The following is a 1,624-nucleotide window of genomic DNA, read 5'->3' as shown; positions in this document are numbered from 1 at the left end:
TGAAGTTCTGTCATCTTTCCTCCTTTTCCATCAACTCCTCATCCGGGTGTTCCGGATCGAACGGCTTCACCTCGCCGGTCAGGATCGCCTGCAAGCCCGGCTTCAGCTGCTTCCTCACGTCGGCGGTGACGCGGTCGATGAAGAGCACTCCCTGCAGGTGATCGAATTCGTGCTGAAAAACCCGCGCGGGGAGGCCAGTCAGCGTCTCTTCGACGGTCTCGCCTTTGTCGGTCTGGTAGCGGACGCGGACTTTGTCGGGGCGGATGATGTCGGCGAAGACTTTCGGCACCGAGAGACATCCCTCCTGCTTCGAGACGTTGTTCCCCGCCTTGTCGAGGATTTCCGGGTTAAGATAGGCGACGCCGTCGCTGCGCCCCTCCTCCAGCACCGCCCAGTCCATCACAAACATCTGGAGCGACCGGCCGACCTGCGGAGCGGCAAGCCCGAGCCCGTTCGCGGCGCGCATCGTGTCGATCATATCGGCGGCGAGCTGCCTGATCTCAGGCGTGATTGGATCGATCCGCGCCGATTGCCTCCTCAGGAGCGGCGTCCCGTAAGGGGTAATCTTAAGCAGCACCGGCGGCTCCGAGCGATTTACCGCAAAGTGCAGGGAGGATACAAAGGTTCAATGTATTCAAATCTTTGTATCCTTCGTCTCCTTCGCGGCGAAATCCTCGCCTACGCGGCATTGGCGCGCTCCTCGTCGTCCACCAGAACGATAGTTTCCCACGGGCGTTTCTTATCGACGCCCATCAGGAATTCCTTGGTGTAGATGACGTCGCGCGAATACGCGGCGAGGTTGAAGTCCTGCACATCCATACGGATCGCGTCCACCGGACAGGCTTCGGCGCAGAGCCCGCAGAAGCAGCAGCGGAGGATGTCGATGTCGAACCGCTCGGGGAATTTCTCGACCTTGGGGTCGGGCGATTCGCCGGGGGTGATATGGATGCAGTCGCAGGGGCAGACGGTTTCGCAGAGCATACAGGCGGTGCAGCGCATCGCGCCGTTCTGCTTGACGGTCAGCCGGTGTCTGCCTCGCCAGCGGGGGTGGACGGGGCGTTTCTCTTCGGGATACTGGTAGGTCGCAGAGGCTCCCTCGCCCTGCGGCTTGACGCCGAACATCTTGAGCGTGTGGAAAGCCATATTCGCCCAGAAGTGGCGGTTGGTGATCCAGAGACCCCGGATCACTTCGACCCAGTAGATCTGCTCCGCGACCCCGACGTCAACGGAGACGGTGGTGATTTTTTTGGTCATTGTATGTGGAAAGTGTGTTGTTTGCGTGTCGCACTAATCACGTTCGGTTCGCGTAGGTCGGGCCGCTGAGCCCGACTTCCCTTTCGCGTAGGTCGGGCCGCTGAGCCCGACAAGTTCAGTAGGTCGGGCCGCTGAGCCCGACAAGTTCAGTAGGTTGGGCCGCCGAGCCCGACAAGTTCAGTAGGTCGGACTCAGCGGTCCGACCTACGCGGAGCCAAATAAACTCCAAACCCATTTATAAGATTCCAAGGCTGGCCATCTTCGTTGCGGATTCGTCAATGTGTACCCTAACTTCTCCACTAAATCAGCCTCATTCCTGATGATATGGTCATAATACTCGTCGAGCCAGACCGGCGCTTTCCGACCAAAC

General features: G+C 59.6%; 2 protein-coding genes. Both read right to left on the bottom strand.

Going from position 1 to position 1,624, the window contains the following annotated elements:
- Positions 1 to 10 precede the first annotated feature (10 nt).
- Positions 11 to 610, bottom strand: coding sequence for a peptide deformylase (gene def / locus FJY67_12235; protein ID MBM3330213.1), 600 nt, complete (start codon positions 608 to 610; stop codon positions 11 to 13).
- A gap of 68 nt (positions 611 to 678) precedes the next feature.
- Positions 679 to 1,143 (bottom strand): NADH-quinone oxidoreductase subunit I, encoded by a 465-nt coding sequence (locus FJY67_12230; protein ID MBM3330212.1) that lies wholly within the window; start codon positions 1,141 to 1,143, stop codon positions 679 to 681.
- Positions 1,144 to 1,624: the final 481 nt, after the last annotated feature.

The sequence above is a fragment of the Calditrichota bacterium genome (assembly GCA_016867835.1).
Lineage (GTDB): Bacteria > Electryoneota > AABM5-125-24 > Hatepunaeales > Hatepunaeaceae > VGIQ01.
This window is presented reverse-complemented; position numbering and strand designations above follow the sequence as displayed.